The organism is Dactylosporangium sp. CA-152071 (assembly GCF_050936335.1).
In the GTDB taxonomy this organism is placed as follows: Bacteria; Actinomycetota; Actinomycetes; order Mycobacteriales; family Micromonosporaceae; genus Dactylosporangium; species Dactylosporangium maewongense.
Window position 1 is genome coordinate 8,487,972 of sequence record NZ_JBNJMZ010000001.1, and the last position, 15,012, is coordinate 8,502,983.

Consider the following 15,012-nt stretch of genomic DNA (forward strand, 5'->3'; position numbering starts at 1 on the left):
GTGTTCACCGGCATCATCGAAGAGCTCGGCACGGTCGTCGCGATCGACCCGCTCGGCGACTCGGCGCGGCTGTCGATCCGCGGCGCGACCGTCACCTCCGATGCGGCCCACGGCGACTCCATCAGCGTCAACGGCGTCTGTCTCACCGTGGTCGACAACGACGGCGGCGTCTTCACCGCCGACGTGATGGGCGAGTCGCTGGACCGGTCCACGCTGGGCACGCTCACCGCCGGCTCCCCGGTCAACCTGGAGCGCGCCGCGACCATGGCCACCCGCCTCGGCGGTCACATCGTGCAGGGCCACGTGGACGGCGTCGGCGCGGTCCTGTCGCGGGAGGCCGGCGACCAGTGGGAGACCGTCACGTTCTCCCTTCCGCCGCAGCTCAGCCGGTACGTCGTGGAGAAAGGCTCCATCACCGTCGACGGCATCTCGCTGACCGTCATGGCGGTCACCGACGACACGTTCTCCGTCGGGCTCATCCCGACCACGCTCAAGCTCACGACGCTCGGTGCCAAGAGCGTCGGCGAGAAGGTCAACCTGGAGGTCGACATCATGGCCAAGTACGTCGAGAAGCTGCTGGCGAAGGGTGGCAAGTGATGGGATCACCGGTCACGGGCCTGGACCCGATCGAGCGGGCGGTCAAGGACATCGCCGCCGGCAAGGCCGTCATCGTCGTGGACGACGAGGACCGCGAGAACGAGGGCGACCTGATCTTCGCCGCGGAGTTCGCCACTCCGGAGCTGGTCGCGTTCATGGTCCGCTACACGTCGGGCTACATCTGCGTGCCGATCATGGAGGCCGAGGCCGACCGGCTCGATCTGCCGCCGATGTACCGCACGAACCAGGACCGCCGCGGCACGGCGTACACCGTGACCGTCGACGCCAGGTTCGGCGGGACGACCGGCATCTCCGCCGCCGACCGCGCCCGCACGATCAGGCTCCTCGCGTCCGAGGACACCAAGCCGACCGACCTCTCGCGCCCCGGGCACATCGTGCCGCTGCGGGCCAAGGAGGGCGGGGTCCTGCGCCGCGCCGGGCACACCGAGGCGGCCGTCGACCTCGCCACCATGGCCGGCCTGCGCCCCGCGGGCGTGCTGTGCGAGATGGTCAACGACGACGGCACCATGATGCGCCTGCCCGACCTGCAGGCCTTCGCCAAGCAGCACGACCTGGCGCTGGTCAGCATCGCCGACCTCATCGCGTACCGCCGGCACACCGAGAAGCAGATCGAGCGGGTCGCCGAGACCCGGCTGCCGACCGAGCACGGCGTGTTCCGGGCCGTCGGGTACACCACCGAGTTCGACGACGGCGAGCACATCGCCCTCGTCTACGGCGACCTCGGCGACGGCGAGGACGTGCTCGTCCGCGTGCACTCCGAGTGCCTCACCGGCGACGTGTTCGCGTCGGTGCGCTGCGACTGCGGACCCCAGCTGCACGCGTCCATGAAGCTGGTCGCCGCCGAGGGCCGCGGCGTGGTCCTCTACATGCGCGGCCACGAGGGGCGCGGCATCGGCCTGATCCACAAGCTGCAGGCGTACCAGCTGCAGGACCTCGGCCGGGACACCGTCGACGCCAACCTGGACCTCGGCCTGCCGGCCGACGCCCGCGACTACGGCACCGGCGCGCAGATCCTCGTCGACCTCGGCATCAAGACGATGCGCCTGTTGACGAACAACCCGGCAAAGCGGGCGGGTCTGGAAGGGTACGGTCTGTCCGTGCTGGGTCGCACGCCCCTGCCGACCCGGCCGCACCCGGAGAACGTGCGGTACCTGCGCACGAAGCGGGACCGCATGGGGCATCTGCTGGACGAGCTCGACGAGGTCGCGGAAGGACTTGCGTGATGGCTGGAATTGGCGCACCGGTGCTGCAGCGGGTTGACGGCACCGGACTGACCCTCGGCATCGTCGCCACCCGGTGGCACGCCGAGCTGGTCGACCACATGCTCAACCGGGCCATCGAGGCCGGCGAGGCGTCGAACGTCGACCACATCACCGTCGCCCGCGTCGACGGCGCCGTCGAGCTGCCGGTCCTGGCCCAGGCCCTGGCGCACCGCTTCGACGCGGTGGTCGCCCTGGGCGTGGTGGTCCGCGGCGACACGGCCCACTTCGAGTACGTCTGCCAGTCCGTCACGGACGGGCTGACCCGGGTCGCCCTGGACGAGTCGACCCCGGTCGCCCACGGCGTGCTGACGGTCGACAACCTGGACCAGGCCCGCGCCCGGGCCGGCCTGCCGGGCTCCCCGGAGGACAAGGGCTATTCGGCGACCTTGGCCGCCCTGGACGCCGCCCACGCCCTCCGTCAGGTAGCCAAGTCCTGATGCCGGCTCGCGCTGCAGGCCGCCTCTGACCCCGTTTTCCGTGATCCGGAAGACTTTGTGCTGCCATAGCGACACAAAGTCTTCCGGATCATGAGAAGCCCCCGCCCAGCGGGTAACAGTCAGACTTCGAGGACGGCGGCCAGGGTGTCGCGGAAGTTGCGTTCGGCGGGGGTGATGAGCTCGCCGCCGAAGCCCAGGACGTCGCCGGACTTGGCGGCGCTGACGACCTGGTCGGCGAGCGTGATGAGCCAGAACCGGTAGGACTCGGCGTCGGCGTCGGTGGCCTTCGCGGCCAGCAGCACGTGGGCGGCCTTGGCGCGCTCGATGACGTCGGCGATGCCCGCGGCGCGGTCGGGGAACTCGATGATCGGGGGCTCGACGCCACCCGCGAAGCCGCCCACGGCGTCCTCGTCGATGTCGCCCTGGCGGGCGACGACGTCGGCGGCGACCGTGCGGACCAGGTCGCTGGCGGAGTCGCGGCCGTCGGCGATGGCCGTCATGCCCGCCGTCCACTCCTCGCGGGTGCGGCGGGCGCCGTCCTGCTCGGCCTGGGACGCGGCGATCAGCACGGACTGGGGCAGGCCCACGAGGAGCCCCCACTCTTCGTCGGTGTACTTCGGCACGGTTTCCACGCAGAACAGCCTATCCAGGGTGGGCGGAGTTCGCCTTTCGGGTGATCGCGGTAAACCTGGAAACCCGCTCGCGCGTCGTAGGTGCGTGACGGCCGACGTGGGGACCACGCCATGGGACGGTAGGGCGGTGCTAGCAGAGCCCGCCCGGGACGCCGCGCGCGAGTGGAGCGCCGACGAGGCGGTCACCGCGCTGTTCTCGGCGCACTACCGCGGGCTCGTGCGGCTGGCGGTGCTGCTGTTGCACGACGAGCAGGCCGCCGAGGACGTGGTGCAGGACGCGTACGTGGGGCTGCACCGGCGCTGGTGGCGGCTGCGGGACGCGGACAAGGCGCTCGGCTACCTGCGCACGAGCGTCGTCAACGGGGCGCGGTCGGCGTTGCGGCACCGGGGGGTCGCCGACCGGTACGTGGCGGCGCGGCGGCAGGTCGACGAGCAGACGGTGGCGAGCGCGGAGACGGGGGCGCTGGCGTTGCTGCGGCACCGGGAGGTCCTGGAGGCGGTCCGTCGCCTGCCGGCGCGCCAGCGGGAGGCGATCGTGCTGCGGTACTACGCCGAGCTGTCGGAGGCCGAGATCGCCGACGCGATGGGGGTCAGCAAGGGGTCGGTGAAGAGCCATGCCGCCCGGGGCATGGCCGCCCTGCGGCTCGGTCTGGAGCAGGCACCATGAAGATGTCGCCGGAGGACCGGCTGCGGGCGGCGCTGCAGGCGCAGGTCGACACCGTCGAGGTGGCGCCGGACGCGCTGCCGCGCATCCGCGGCCGGATCGAGCAGCGGCGCCGGGGCGGCTGGGTGGTCCTCGCCGCGGCCGCGGCGGTCGCCGCCGTCATCGCCCTCGCGGTGGTGGTGTCCGTCCCCGAACGGGTGCCGGGGCCGGACGGGACGCAGGACCGGCTGCCGGCCCTGCCCGCGCCGACGGTCCCGGTGCAGCCGCCGTCGCCCATCGCGCGGCCTGTGACGGTGCTGCTTCCGGTGTACTACGCCCGCAACGACCGGCTGGTGCGGGAGTTCCACGAGCTGCCGCTCCCGGCCGACGACGACGCGCACCGGGTGGCGGCGGCCGTCGGTGAGGCGTTGCGCGCCGGCACCGCCGCGGACCCCGATTACCTGTCGCTGTGGCCGGACTCGGTGACGGTGCGCGGGGTCGCCTTCGACGGCAAGGTCGTGGTCGTCGACCTGTCCGACGTGGGTGCGGGGCCGCGGTCCGGCACGCCCGCGCTCGCGGTGCAGCAGCTGGTGTCGACGGTCGCCGCGGCGGCCTCGTACACGTCGGTGAAGCGGATCGACGGGGTGCGGATCACGGTGGACGGCTCGGCCGTGGCGAAGCTGTGGGGCGCGGTCGACACCAGCCGGCCGGTGAAGCAGCTGCCGCCGTCGGAGATCTACGCACCGGTGTGGGTGATCGACCCGCAGCAGGGCCAGGTGGTCGGCAAGTCGTTCACCGTGCACCTGGCGGGGATCGTGCCGGAGGGCGCCGTGCACCTGCGGATCCGTGGGGGAGCGGGCGGGGTCGAGCAGGTCGTCGTGGACCAGCCCGTGCAGCTGACGGCGGGCGCGCCCGCGGTCGGGGAGGCGAGGGTGCCGCTGACGCTCGCGACCGGCCGGTACACGATCGAGGCGTACTACGTCTCCATCGCGGACGGCAGCGTCCAGGGAGTGGACGACCACGAGTTCACGGTGGGGTGAACCGGCCGACCGCGCGGCGTGAGGCAGGACACGCCTGTCGTGATCGTGATTCCCCTTTCGCGGCCGGGCCTGCGAGAATTCGTGCCCGTGAAGACCTTTGACGAGTTGTTCGCCGAGCTGACCGCCAAGGCCGCCGCGGGCACCCCGGGCTCCGGCACGGTCGCCGCGCTGGAGAAGGGCGTCCATTTCATCGGCAAGAAGGTCGTCGAGGAGGCCGCCGAGAGCTGGATGGCCGCGGAGCACGAGGGTCGCGAGCGCACCGCCGAGGAGCTCTCACAGCTGCTGTACCAGGTGCAGTGCCTGATGCTGGCGACAGGGCTGTCGCTGGAGGACGTCTACCGACATCTGTAGGCCGGTAGCCGCGATCCCGTCCCTCCTGTCTTCGAAAGGCCCACCGATGCTGCGTATCGCCGTGCCCAACAAGGGCACCCTGTCCGGTCCCGCCGCCCAGATGCTCCAGGAGGCCGGCTACCGCCAGCGCTCCGACCCCAAGGACCTGCTGTGCCGTGACGAGGCCAACGACGTCGAGTTCTTCTACCTGCGCCCCCGTGACATCGCCACCTACGTCGGCTCCGGCGACCTGGACCTCGGCATCACCGGCCGCGACCTGCTGATCGACGCCGACAGCGGCGCCGAGGAGCTGCTCGACCTGGGCTTCGGGCGGGCCACGTTCCGCTTCGCCGGGGTGGCCGGCTCGATCGACGGCGACAAGCCCGCCGACCTGGCCGGGCTGCGGGTCGCGACCGCCTACCCGGGCGTTATGGAGCGCTACTTCGCCGAGCACGGCGTGACCGCCGAGGTCATCCGGCTCGACGGCGCCGTGGAGAACGCGATCCGCCTCGGCGTCGCCGACGTGATCGCCGACGTCGTCGAGACCGGGGCGACCCTGCGCCAGGCCGGCCTGGAGACCTTCGGCGAGCCGATCCTCAAGTCGTCGTCGGTGCTGGTGCGCCGCAGCGGGACCGGTGATCTGGCCCCCGCGGCGAAGCAGCTGCTGCGCCGCCTCCAGGGCGTCCTGGTGGCCCGCCGGTACGTGATGCTCGCCTACGACGTGCGCGCCGACGCGCTCGACGCGGCCGTGGCGCTGACCCCCGGCATCGAGTCGCCGACGGTGTCGCCGCTGCACCGCGAGGGCTGGGTCGCCGTGCAGGCGATGGTCCAGCGCGACGAGGTGCACCGGATCATGGACGAGCTGTACGAGGTGGGCGCCCGGGCCATCCTGGTGACCGGCATCCACGCGTGCCGGTTGTAGTCTCATCGGTGTGAGCAGCACCGTTCTCGCCCGTCCGCGGCGCGCCAGGATCCTCGCCTTCGTCCTCGCCGCCGTGGTCGTGGTGGTCTTCACGCTCATCGCGCTGGGGCTGCACGGCAAGACCGGCGACGGCCCCGGCTATTTCCAGCGCGGTGACCAGGCCGCCATGATCGGCCTGGGGATCTGCGCCGCGCTCGCCATCCTGCTGATGGCCAGGCCCAAGGTCGAGGCCGACGAGACCGGGGTCCGGGTGCAGAACATCATCGGCTCCTACGACCTGCCGTGGGACGTGGTGCGCGCCGTCACGTTCGGCCGTGGCGCCCCGTGGCTCACCCTGGACCTGCACGACGACGAGCGGGTCTCGGTGATGGCGGTGCAGATCGCGGACAAGGACCACGCGGTCAAGGCGGCCCGCGGGCTGCGGGCCCTGCACGCGGCGTCGCTGACGAGCAGCGTGGTAGAGTAACTGGAGTCGACCGCACGCCGCGTCCCGTAATGGAGCGAGGCGTGTTCGAAGCGGAGGTAAAACTCCCACCCGTGCAGCTCTGGGCAGCCGGGTCCCGGTCTGATCGCATGGCCTCGCTGTGAGGTGGTGTGGTCGAGTGGGCCCTCGCATGCGCGCTGCGCATCCGGGGGCTTTTCCGCTTCGGTCGGCACACCAGACAGCACCGATCGAGGAGGCCACATCAGCGTCGAGCCACGCGTCAACGAGCAGATCCGGGCACGTGAGGTCCGGCTGGTCGGCCCGGAGGGTGAGCAGGTGGGCATCGTCCCGCTCGAGCGCGCACTCCAGCTGGCCGCCGACGTGGACCTGGACCTGGTCGAAGTTGCGCCCATGGCACGCCCGCCCGTCTGCAAGCTCATGGACTTCGGCAAGTTCAAGTACGAGAGCGCGCTCAAGGCCCGGGAAGCCCGGCGTAACCAGCAGCAGACCGTCATCAAGGAGATGAAGCTCCGCCCGAAGATCGACCCGCACGACTACGAGACCAAAAAGGGTCACGTCATGCGGTTCCTGAAGCAGGGCGACAAGGTCAAGGTAACGATCATGTTCCGAGGCCGCGAGCAGAGCCGCCCGGAGCTGGGGTTCCGGCTGCTGCGCAAGCTCTCGGAGGAGATCTCGGAGCTGGGCTTCGTCGAGGCGTCCGCGAAGCAGGACGGCCGCAACATGATCATGGTCCTCGCGCCTCACCGCAACGTGAAGGCCGCGGCGACCGCTTCCCGTGAGGGTCGCTCTGAGGATTCCTCAGTGGACACCGGAGGGGACACCGCCGCGCCGGAGGGCGAAGCAGCCGTCCTGCCCGAGGTCGTCACCGCCGATCAGGGATAAAGCACCACCCGGCACCACTGCACCACACCACAACGACCGCGTCGTGCGGGCGGGACCCGCACAGCGGTCGTCCCGGCCTGTGCGCCGGTGCGCCACGGCACCCTCCCGTTCCAACGGAGAGGGTGCCGGCTCTGGCGCGCCGCACATGAAGGGGCAACATCAGCCATGCCGAAGTTCAAACCGCACTCCGGGATGAAGAAGCGCGTCAAGATCACCGGTCGCGGCAAGTTCATCGCCGAGCCGGCCGGCAAGCGCCACCTGCTCGAGGTCAAGCCCAGCAAGCGGACCCGCCGGCTCAGCGGCACCGTCGAGCTCGCCAAGACCGAGACCACGCGCGTCAAGAAGATGCTCGGCCTCTAATCACGCGTACCGCAGCTCCCCCCTTTCCTGACTTTTCCGACCGGCCCGCATGACTCAGGGCCGGTCTCGCATGAGGAGTAACGAACCGTGGCACGCGTGAAGCGGGCAGTGAATGCCCAGAAGAAGCGCCGTACCGTCCTGGAGACCGCCAGCGGCTACCGCGGGCAGCGCTCGCGGCTGTACCGCAAGGCCAAGGAGCAGATGCTGCACTCGATGCAGTACGCCTACCGGGACCGGCGCGACCGCAAGGGTGACTTCCGCCAGCTCTGGATCACCCGTATCAACGCCGCCGCCCGCGCGAACGGCCTCACCTACAACCGCCTGATCCAGGGTCTGCGCCTGGCGGGCGTCGAGGTCGACCGCAAGATCCTCGCCGAGCTGGCCGTCAACGACGCGAAGGCGTTCAGCGGCCTGGTCGCGGTGGCGAAGACGGCCGTTGCCGCAGCCTGACGCAGTGCGAACTGGGCAACCCGGGGCGGTCTTCACCACACGGACCCCCCGGGTTGTCGCTGCCCGGCGGCTGCAGCGCCGCCGCGACCGGGACGAGACCGGCCGCTTCCTCGCCGAGGGCCCCCAGGCGGTCCGCGAGGCCCTCCGCTGCGGCGCCGTCGTCGAGGTGTACTGCACCGCCGACGCCCTCACCCGCCACGCCGCCCTCCTGGACGGGGCCCGGGTCAGCGTCGTCGACGACGACGCCCTCGCCGCGCTCACCGAGACCGTCCAGCCGCAGGGCCTGGTCGCCGTCTGCACCCAGCGTGACGTCCCCCTCGCGGACGCGCTGCGCAAGAAGCCCCGGCTGGTCGCCGTCTGCGCCGACATCCGCGACCCCGGCAACGCCGGCACCGTCCTGCGCACCGCCGACGCCGCCGGCGCGACCGCGGTCGTGTTCGCGGGCGACAGCGTCGACCCGTACAACGGCAAGGCGGTGCGCTCCTCCGCGGGTAGCCTGTTCCACGTCGACGTGGTCCGGGCCCGTGACGCGGCCGCCACGATCGCCGCGCTGCGCGACGCCGGCCTGCGGGTCCTCGCCGCCGACGGCTACGGCGAATCGGACCTGTTCGAGCTGTCCGACCTGGATCGGCCCACCGCGTGGCTGTTCGGATCCGAGGCGCACGGGCTCCGCGAGGAGCTCAAGCACGCCGCCGACGCGCGCGTCAGGGTGCCCATCCTCGGCGGCGCCGAGAGCCTGAACCTGGCTGCGGCCGCCGCGGTGTGCCTGTACGCTTCGGCGAAAGCACTGAACGTGTCAAAGGAGTCGATGTGAGCACGCGCCTGTTTATCTGGCCCGCCGGTGACGGTGGGCGGACAGGACGTCGCACCTCCTGACACCTTCCCACGGCCGGCGGGCGCCCTTCTCTACACTGTCCGGGGCCTGTAATGGGGCCAACCTCCCGTGGGAAGAGTCCGATGACGTACCGCAATGATCCGTATGACCCGAAGCAGGCGATGCTGCTCGCCCAGGACGCCCTGGACGACGCCGTGGCAAGCGCTGACAAGGCATTCGCCGGCGCGAGCGATCTCGACGCCCTCGCCGCGCTGAAGTCGCAGCACCTCGGCGACCGCGCCCCGATCTCCCTCGCCCGCCGCGAGATCGGCTCGCTGCCACCGGCGGCGAAGGCCGACGCGGGCAAGCGCGTCAACGAGGCCCGCGTCGCGGTGCAGGGGGCGTTCGACGCCCGGCTCGCCGCCCTGACCGCGGAGCGCGAGGAGCGCGTCCTGGTGGAGGAGACGGTCGACGTCACCCTCCCGACCGGCCGCCGCCCCCGCGGCGCCCAGCACCCGCTGACCAAGATCATGGAGCGGGTCGGCGACCTGTTCGTCGGCATGGGCTACGAGATCGCCGAAGGCCCCGAGGCCGAGTGGGAGTGGTACAACTTCGACGCCCTCAACATGCACCCGGACCACCCGGCGCGCTCGATGATGGACACGTTCTTCGTCGCCGCCAGCGGCGCGGGCCCGGACCATGCCCATGACGTCGCCAAGGACGTCGACTCGCGGATCGTGCTGCGCACGCACACGTCACCCGTGCAGGCGCGGACGATGACGACCCGCAAGCCGCCGATCTACATCGTCTGCCCGGGTCGCGTGTACCGCACCGACGAGCTCGACGCGACCCACACGCCCGTGTTCCACCAGGTCGAGGGCCTCGTGATCGACAAGGGCATCACGATGGCGCACCTGAAGGGCACCCTCGACCACTTCGTCAAGGGACTGTTCGGCCCGGGCACCGAGACCCGCCTGCGGCCGTCCTACTTCCCGTTCGTCGAGCCCGGCGCCGAGATCGACATGTGGTTCCCGCACCACCGCGACGGCGCCCGCTGGGTCGAGTGGGGCGGCTGCGGCATGGTCAACCCGCGGGTGCTGCGCGCCTGCGGCATCGACCCCGACGAGTACTCCGGGTTCGCGTTCGGCATGGGCATCGAGCGGGCGCTGATGTTCCGCAACGCGGCCGCCGACATGCGGGACATGGTTGAGGGCGACGTGCGCTACGCGCGGGCGTTCGGATGGGAGGCCTGAGATGCGCGTACCCCTGTCATGGCTGCGTGAGCACGTCGACCTGCCGGCGGACCTGACCGCCGACGGCCTGGAGAAGGCCCTCGTCAAGGTCGGCCTCGAGGTCGAGGAGATGACCGACGCCGGCGCCTCCGTCGAGGGTCCCCTCGTCGTCGGCCGGGTCGAGTCGATCGAGGAGCTGCAAGGGCTGAAGAAGCCCATCCGGTACTGCCTCGTCGACGTCGGCAACCCAGAGCCGCAGGGCATCATCTGCGGCGCCCGCAACTTCGCCGAGGGCGACCTCGTCGTCGTCGCGCTGCCCGGGGCGGTCCTGCCCGGCGGGTTCGCGATCGCCGCCCGCAAGACGTACGGACACATCTCCAACGGCATGATCTGCTCCGCCCGCGAGCTCGGCGTCTCCGACGAGCACGAGGGCATCATCGTGCTGCCCGCCGGGACCGCGTCACCCGGTGCCGAGGCGCGGCCGGTCGTGGGCCTGGACGACATCGTCGTCGAGGTCAACGTCACCCCGGACCGCGGCTACTGCTTCTCCGTGCGCGGCCTCGCCCGGGAGCTGGCGCACTCGCTCGGCGGCGCGTACCGCGACCCGGTCGCGGCGGTCGTGCCGATCGAGGGTGACGGCACCGACGCGTACCGCATCGACGTGCGCGACAGCGTCGCCTGCGACCGGTTCACCGCCGTCGCGGTCCGCGGGGTCGACCCGGCCGCGCCGACCCCGCAGTGGATGAAGTCCCGCCTCGCCGTCGCCGGCGTCCGGTCCATCTCGCTGCCCGTCGACATCACCAACTACCTGATGCTCGAGACCGGCCAGCCGATGCACGCGTGGGACCTGGAGCGGCTCACCGGCCCCCTCGTCGTGCGGCGTGCCGCCGCGGGGGAGACGCTGACGACGCTCGACGGCGTCAAGCGGACCCTCGACCCGCAGGACATCGTCATCGCCGACGACTCCGGTGTCGTGTCGCTCGCCGCCGTCATGGGCGGCAGCACCACCGAGGTGTCGGCGACGACCGTCGACGTGCTCCTCGAGGCCGCGCACTGGGACCCGCTGTCGGTCGCCCGCACGATCCGCCGGCACAAGCTGCCCAGCGAGGCCGGCAAGCGCTACGAGCGGGGCGTCGACCCGCAGATCACCGCCGCCGCGTGCGCGCGGGCCGCGGCGCTGCTCGCCGAGCACGGCGGCGGCACCGTCGACCAGCGGGTCACCGACGTCTACGCGGTCACGCCGCCGGCGCCGGTCACGATGGCCCTCACCCGGCCGTCGGAGCTCGCCGGCATCGACTACACGCCCGAGCGGGTCGTCGAGGTGCTGACGATGATCGGCGCCTCGGTCGAGGTCGAGGACGGGCGCGCGGTCGTGACCCCGCCGAGCTGGCGGCTCGACCTCGTCGACCCGGCCGACCTGGTCGAGGAGGTGCTGCGCCTCGACGGGTACGACCGGATCCCCAGCGTCCTGCCGATCGCGCCGCCCGGCGCGGGCCTGTCCGTCACGCAGCGCCGCCGCCGCACCGTCGGCCGCGCCCTCGCCGACGCCGGGTTCGTCGAGTCGCTGTGCTACCCGTTCGTCGGCGAGGCAACCCTCGACGCGCTGCGGATCCCGGCCGGCGACCCCCGCCGCGACATGGTGCTGCTGCGCAACCCGCTCTCCGAGGAGGAGCCGGGGATGCGCACGACGCTGCTGCCGCCGCTGCTGGGCGCGCTGCGCCGCAACCTCGGCCGCGGCCTGCGGGACGTCGCGCTGTTCGAGCTCGGCACCGTCTTCCTGCCCGGCGGACCCGTCCAGGTCGCGCCGGCCGCGGGCGTCGACGGGCCGCCGCCGGCCGAGGAGCTGCGGGCCGCGGAGGCGCTGCTGCCGCACCAGCCGTGGCACGTCGCCGCCGTCATCGCCGGCGACGCCGACCCGGCGGGCTGGTGGGGCGCGGGCCGCCCCGCCGACTGGGCCGACGCCGTCGAGGCCGCCCGGATCACCGCCGAGGCGGCCGGGGTCACGATCACCGTCAAGGCCGCTGTGGCTGTCCCGGGAGGAGCCGACGCGGTCGCGCCGTGGCACCCGGGCCGCTGCGCGGCGCTGCTCGTCGGCGACACCGTCGTCGGGCACGCCGGCGAGCTGCACCCGGCGGTCTGCGCCGACCTCGACCTGCCCCGCCGCACCGTGGCGATGGAGCTCGACCTCGACGCGCTGCCGCTGCCGGACGTGGCCACCGCGCCGCGGCTGTCGGGCTTCCCGACGGCGCTGCTCGACGTGGCACTCGTCGTGGACGCCGCGACCCCGACCGGCGACGTGGAGGCCGCGCTCACCGACGGAGCGGGTGCGCTGCTCGAGTCGGTGCGGCTGTTCGACGTGTACGAGAGCGAGCAGCTCGGCGAGGGACGCAAGTCCCTGGCGTACAAGCTGACGTTCCGCGCCCCGGACCGCACGCTCACCGGCGAGGAGGCCCTCGCCGCCCGCGACGCCGCCGTCGCCGTGGCCGCCGACCGCTTCGGCGCGACCCTCAGGGGCGCGTGACCGCAGACGCGCAGCGTGACCGTCCAGGCGGCGCGCGACGCGCCTGCCGGAGGTGACCCTCCGCACAGCCGAACACGGGCGGCCGCATCGGACAGATGCGGCCGCCCGAACGGTTGGTCACAACGGTCGAGCCCCCTGCCAGGCGACGGTCAGATATCGGACCGAGCGACATTTCCGCTGGCGGGAAAGCCGGGGGAAAGGTGTGGGGCGGGACGCTTCACCCTGAACGGGTCGGGAGCCGGCAGTGCGGAAGTGGTACCGTCACGGCGCCGAGCCATCCTCCGTCTTGTCACGTGGCGTGAGGTCATCCTGAAGGCTCGGCCCGCGCCAAGCGCCGGCTTCGATCTCGGCTCTCCTGGAGGGGCAGCGCGTGTCAGACGATAGTGCATCGGCAGGTTTCACGACCGACGTCGTGATCATCGGAGGTTGCGGCCGGGTCGGACTGCCGCTCGGCATCGCCATGGCCTCCCGCGGCCTGCAGGTCACCCTGTACGACATCAACGCCGCCGCGGTCGCGGTGGTGAACGACGGACGGCTGCCGTTCGACGAGGAGGGCGCGGCCGAGCCGCTCGCCACCGCCGTCAAGGAGGGCAGGCTCACCGCCAGCACCGACCCGTCGACCGTCGCGTCGGCCGAGCACCTCGTCGTGATCGTCGGCACGCCCGTCGACGAGCACCTCAACCCCAACATCGGCGCGGTCCCCGCGGCGATCGAGCGCTGCGCGGAGTACCTGCGCGACGGTCAGCTCATCGTGCTGCGCAGCACCGTGCACCCCGGCGTCACCGCCCTCACCGAGAAGCTCATCAAGCGCCTCGGCGTGCAGGCCGACGTGGCCTTCTGCCCCGAGCGCATCGCCGAGGGCAAGGCGATGACCGAGCTGTTCGAGCTGCCGCAGATCGTCGCCGCCCGCAACCCCGCGGCGATGGAGCGGGCCGAGAAGCTGTTCCGCAACCTGGCGAGCGACATCGTGCGGCTCGAGCCCGAGGAGGCCGAGCTCGCGAAGCTGTTCACCAACACGTGGCGGTACATCAAGTTCGCCGCCGCCAACCAGTTCTGGATGATGTCCAACGACTTCGGCCTGGACTTCGAGCGGATCCGGCACGCCATCCGCTTCCAGTACCCGCGCGCCAACGACATGCCGGGCGCCGGTTTCGCCGCGGGTCCGTGCCTGCTCAAGGACACGATGCAGCTGGCGGCGTTCACCAACAACACGTTCGTCCTCGGCCACAGCGCCATGCTGATCAACGAGGGCCTGCCGCTGTACGTCGTGTCGAAGCTGCAGGAGCGCTTCGACCTGTCGGAGATGACGGTCGGCATCCTCGGCATGGCGTTCAAGGGCGGCAGCGACGACATCCGCGAGTCCCTGGCCTACAAGCTGCGCAAGGTCGTCATGCTGAAGGCGAAGGAGACCCTCTGCAGCGACCCGTACGTCAAGGACGACCGGTTCGTGTCGCAGGACGAGATCCTCGCCAAGGCCGACCTGCTGATCATCGCCGCGCCGCACCCCGAGTACCGCGACCTGCAGACCGACATCCCGGTCGCGGACATGTGGGGTATCACCAACAAGGGCGTGCGCGTATGACGCTTACGCCGCAGGTTTCTGTGGTCATCCCCGTGTACAACGAGGGCGAGGCGATCGTGCCCTGCCTCGAACGGATCCTCCGCGCCGTGCTCATGCCGGCCGAGGTCCTCGTCGTGCACGACATGGCGGAGGACACCACCGTGCCCTTCGCGCAGAGCGTCGCCGCCCGCGACCCCCGCGTCCGCACCGTGCTCAACACCTACGGCCGCGGCCCGGCGAACGCGATCCGCTTCGGCATCGACGTCGCCCGCGCCCCGGTCGCCGTCGTCACGATGGCCGACGGCTCCGACGACCCGCGCCAGATCGAGGACCTCGCCCGGCTCGTCGAGCGTGGCGTGGTCGTCGCGGCCGCGTCCCGGTACATGCCCGGCGGGCAGCAGGTCGGCGGCCCCCGGTTCAAGCGGGCGCTGTCCCGCGGCGCCGGCCGGACCCTGTACATGTTCGCCCGCGTCGGCACCCGCGACGCGACCAACAGCTTCAAGGCGTACTCGACGGCGTACGTCCGGCAGGTCGGCATCGAGAGCAAGACCGGGTTCGAGATCGGCATCGAGCTGACCGCGAAGGCGGCGCGGCTGCGGCTGCCCGTCGCGGAGATCCCGACGATCTGGCTCGACCGCCAGCTCGGCGAGTCCCGCTTCGACGTCGGCCGGTTCCTGCCCAGCTACCTGAAGTGGTACCGGTTCGCGTTCGGCCGCAGGCTCACCATGGAACAGCTCGCGAAGCGGCCGGCGTCGTCCGCGGCCCGCGACGACGCGCAGGCGGCCCGCGCGGCGTCCACGGTGGCCCCCGCCGAGGTCCGCGACACCTTTTCCAGCAATCACGAAGCAGTTCAGAACTAAGGA

General features: G+C 71.8%; 17 protein-coding genes. 16 read left to right on the forward strand and 1 reads right to left on the reverse strand.

Annotated elements, in window-relative coordinates:
- From ACQEVZ_RS38300 to ribH, 3 genes are read left to right on the forward strand one after another with little or no spacing between them, the layout of a single operon-like run.
- Positions 1-597 carry a riboflavin synthase gene (locus ACQEVZ_RS38300; RefSeq protein ID WP_344503661.1) on the forward strand — a complete coding sequence of 199 codons (597 nt, stop codon included), beginning with the start codon at positions 1-3 and terminating at the stop codon, positions 595-597.
- On the forward strand, positions 597-1,841 hold the full coding sequence (locus ACQEVZ_RS38305; protein ID WP_433375707.1) for a bifunctional 3,4-dihydroxy-2-butanone-4-phosphate synthase/GTP cyclohydrolase II: 1,245 nt from the start codon (positions 597-599) through the stop codon (positions 1,839-1,841). Before ACQEVZ_RS38300 ends, ACQEVZ_RS38305 begins: the two co-directional genes overlap by 1 nt.
- Positions 1,841-2,317, forward strand: coding sequence for a 6,7-dimethyl-8-ribityllumazine synthase (gene ribH / locus ACQEVZ_RS38310; protein ID WP_344503583.1), 477 nt, complete (start codon positions 1,841-1,843; stop codon positions 2,315-2,317). Before ACQEVZ_RS38305 ends, ribH begins: the two co-directional genes overlap by 1 nt.
- 119 nt (positions 2,318-2,436) lie before the next feature.
- On the opposite strand, the gene ACQEVZ_RS38315 is transcribed toward ribH, so the two are convergent.
- Positions 2,437-2,949: a hypothetical protein gene (locus tag ACQEVZ_RS38315; protein ID WP_433375711.1), complete on the reverse strand. Its 513-nt coding sequence runs from the start codon at positions 2,947-2,949 to the stop codon at positions 2,437-2,439.
- 127 nt (positions 2,950-3,076) lie between these two features.
- Between ACQEVZ_RS38315 and ACQEVZ_RS38320 the strand changes: the two genes are divergently transcribed.
- The 13 genes from ACQEVZ_RS38320 (at position 3,077) to ACQEVZ_RS38380 (ending at position 15,009) form a co-directional block, all read left to right on the forward strand.
- Positions 3,077-3,616 carry a SigE family RNA polymerase sigma factor gene (locus ACQEVZ_RS38320; protein ID WP_344503586.1) on the forward strand — a complete coding sequence of 180 codons (540 nt, stop codon included), beginning with the start codon at positions 3,077-3,079 and terminating at the stop codon, positions 3,614-3,616.
- Positions 3,613-4,632: a GerMN domain-containing protein gene (locus ACQEVZ_RS38325; protein ID WP_433375714.1), complete on the forward strand. Its 1,020-nt coding sequence runs from the start codon at positions 3,613-3,615 to the stop codon at positions 4,630-4,632. Before ACQEVZ_RS38320 ends, ACQEVZ_RS38325 begins: the two co-directional genes overlap by 4 nt.
- An 87-nt stretch (positions 4,633-4,719) precedes the next feature.
- Entirely contained in the window at positions 4,720-4,983 is a 264-nt protein-coding gene (locus tag ACQEVZ_RS38330; protein ID WP_203850014.1) for a phosphoribosyl-ATP diphosphatase, read from the forward strand.
- Between the two features lie 46 nt (positions 4,984-5,029).
- The gene (gene hisG, locus ACQEVZ_RS38335; RefSeq protein ID WP_433375718.1) at positions 5,030-5,884 is read left to right on the forward strand and encodes an ATP phosphoribosyltransferase; all 855 of its coding nucleotides are present in this window, start codon (positions 5,030-5,032) and stop codon (positions 5,882-5,884) included.
- A 4-nt stretch (positions 5,885-5,888) separates the two neighbouring features.
- Entirely contained in the window at positions 5,889-6,350 is a 462-nt protein-coding gene (locus ACQEVZ_RS38340) for a PH domain-containing protein (protein ID WP_425552258.1), read from the forward strand.
- A gap of 219 nt (positions 6,351-6,569) precedes the next feature.
- A complete protein-coding gene (gene infC, locus ACQEVZ_RS38345) occupies positions 6,570-7,211 on the forward strand; it encodes a translation initiation factor IF-3 (RefSeq protein ID WP_433377216.1) in 642 nt (213 codons plus the stop codon).
- Between the two features lie 165 nt (positions 7,212-7,376).
- Positions 7,377-7,571 (forward strand): 50S ribosomal protein L35, encoded by a 195-nt coding sequence (gene rpmI, locus ACQEVZ_RS38350; protein ID WP_360569506.1) that lies wholly within the window; start codon positions 7,377-7,379, stop codon positions 7,569-7,571.
- A gap of 87 nt (positions 7,572-7,658) precedes the next feature.
- Positions 7,659-8,021: a 50S ribosomal protein L20 gene (gene rplT / locus ACQEVZ_RS38355; RefSeq protein ID WP_344503591.1), complete on the forward strand. Its 363-nt coding sequence runs from the start codon at positions 7,659-7,661 to the stop codon at positions 8,019-8,021.
- A 4-nt stretch (positions 8,022-8,025) separates the two neighbouring features.
- Positions 8,026-8,835, forward strand: coding sequence for a TrmH family RNA methyltransferase (locus ACQEVZ_RS38360; RefSeq protein ID WP_433375722.1), 810 nt, complete (start codon positions 8,026-8,028; stop codon positions 8,833-8,835).
- A gap of 143 nt (positions 8,836-8,978) precedes the next feature.
- Positions 8,979-10,088: a phenylalanine--tRNA ligase subunit alpha gene (gene pheS, locus ACQEVZ_RS38365; protein ID WP_433375725.1), complete on the forward strand. Its 1,110-nt coding sequence runs from the start codon at positions 8,979-8,981 to the stop codon at positions 10,086-10,088.
- Between the two features lies 1 nt (position 10,089).
- Positions 10,090-12,588, forward strand: a complete 2,499-nt coding sequence (pheT, locus tag ACQEVZ_RS38370; RefSeq protein ID WP_433375728.1) for a phenylalanine--tRNA ligase subunit beta — start codon at positions 10,090-10,092, stop codon at positions 12,586-12,588.
- 412 nt (positions 12,589-13,000) lie between these two features.
- On the forward strand, positions 13,001-14,170 hold the full coding sequence (locus ACQEVZ_RS38375; protein WP_433375731.1) for a nucleotide sugar dehydrogenase: 1,170 nt from the start codon (positions 13,001-13,003) through the stop codon (positions 14,168-14,170).
- Positions 14,167-15,009, forward strand: coding sequence for a glycosyltransferase family 2 protein (locus ACQEVZ_RS38380; RefSeq protein ID WP_354903777.1), 843 nt, complete (start codon positions 14,167-14,169; stop codon positions 15,007-15,009). Before ACQEVZ_RS38375 ends, ACQEVZ_RS38380 begins: the two co-directional genes overlap by 4 nt.
- Positions 15,010-15,012 lie beyond the last annotated feature (3 nt).

Coding starts and splice junctions, on each gene's coding strand:
- ACQEVZ_RS38305 (WP_433375707.1), top strand. CDS start 597: ATGGGATCACCGGTCACGGGCCTGGACCCGATCGAGCGGGCGGTCAAG.
- ribH (WP_344503583.1), top strand. CDS start 1,841: ATGGCTGGAATTGGCGCACCGGTGCTGCAGCGGGTTGACGGCACCGGA.
- ACQEVZ_RS38325 (WP_433375714.1), top strand. CDS start 3,613: ATGAAGATGTCGCCGGAGGACCGGCTGCGGGCGGCGCTGCAGGCGCAG.
- hisG (WP_433375718.1), top strand. CDS start 5,030: ATGCTGCGTATCGCCGTGCCCAACAAGGGCACCCTGTCCGGTCCCGCC.
- rpmI (WP_360569506.1), top strand. CDS start 7,377: ATGCCGAAGTTCAAACCGCACTCCGGGATGAAGAAGCGCGTCAAGATC.
- pheS (WP_433375725.1), top strand. CDS start 8,979: ATGACGTACCGCAATGATCCGTATGACCCGAAGCAGGCGATGCTGCTC.
- pheT (WP_433375728.1), top strand. CDS start 10,090: ATGCGCGTACCCCTGTCATGGCTGCGTGAGCACGTCGACCTGCCGGCG.
- ACQEVZ_RS38380 (WP_354903777.1), top strand. CDS start 14,167: ATGACGCTTACGCCGCAGGTTTCTGTGGTCATCCCCGTGTACAACGAG.